At 59.7% G+C, this 395-nt stretch carries 1 protein-coding gene; it reads left to right on the forward strand.

From position 1 onward, the window contains the following. Window positions 1–197: 197 nt before the first annotated feature. On the forward strand, window positions 198–395 hold a 198-nt coding region (locus CAPSK01_RS24360; RefSeq protein WP_337958600.1), incomplete at its 3' end, for a transposase.

The raw sequence follows: 395 nt of genomic DNA on the forward strand, positions 1-395 counted from the left end.
TGCACGGCTTGCCAGCGCTACTTTGACGACTTGACCGGGACATCTTCGCGGGTCACCACCCGCCACTCGGGTGTGGATCTTGTGCCTGTACCGGATGGGCCTGAACGTCTCCAACGAGCAGATCGGGCAGGAGTTGGGTCTGAAAAGAGAAGCCATCGGTCTTCGGGATGTTCCAACGCGGCGAAGAGGGGGTGCGGATGCTCGAAAACGTTCAGCAGACGACCCTCAAGCCGTTGATCCTGGCCACCATCGCCCCTGGTACGACCGTCTATACGGACGAGTATGACATTTACGCTCACCTGCCCGAGTGGGGTGACGGACACAAGACGGTGTGCCACAGCCGGGGCAACCCGAGTTCGACACTTTTCGCGTGCCAAACGCATAATCGAGGCATC

This window comes from Candidatus Accumulibacter vicinus (assembly GCF_000584955.1).
In the GTDB taxonomy this organism is placed as follows: domain Bacteria; phylum Pseudomonadota; class Gammaproteobacteria; order Burkholderiales; family Rhodocyclaceae; genus Accumulibacter; species Accumulibacter vicinus.